Source organism: Mesorhizobium sp. M5C.F.Ca.ET.164.01.1.1 (genome assembly GCF_004792125.1).
Classification (GTDB): domain Bacteria; phylum Pseudomonadota; class Alphaproteobacteria; order Rhizobiales; family Rhizobiaceae; genus Mesorhizobium; species Mesorhizobium wenxiniae.
In genome coordinates, this window is sequence record NZ_SRTG01000391.1 from 1 (window position 1) to 319 (window position 319).

The window sequence follows — 319 nt, forward strand, 5'->3', positions numbered from 1 at the left end:
CGCTGATCGATTTCGTCCGGGAGGTCCTCGACGCTGTCATATTCCTCCGACAGACGGTCGAACTCGAGCTGCAAGGCCTTACGCGTCGACTCCTCCTCGGCGCTAAGAGGCGACGGTTCTCCGCGCAGTTGGCGGAGACCGAAGGCGTGGCCGTAGGCGAAGTCGGGCGCGATTTCGATCCACTTCCAGCCTCTGCGCGAACCGCCTCCGCGCGTCGTTCCAACTCATCCGCGACCAGCCGGTCTACCAGGACGACGTCCTGCAGCCAGCCACCGTCGTCGCCCTGGAACAGGTCGCGCATGACTATGCCTCCGGCCTC

The 319-nt window shown here is 65.2% G+C and carries 1 pseudogene; it reads right to left on the reverse strand.

From position 1 onward, the window contains the following. Positions 1–319 (reverse strand): annotated as a pseudogene (locus tag EN807_RS37250) (DNA-binding protein); the annotation flags it as partial.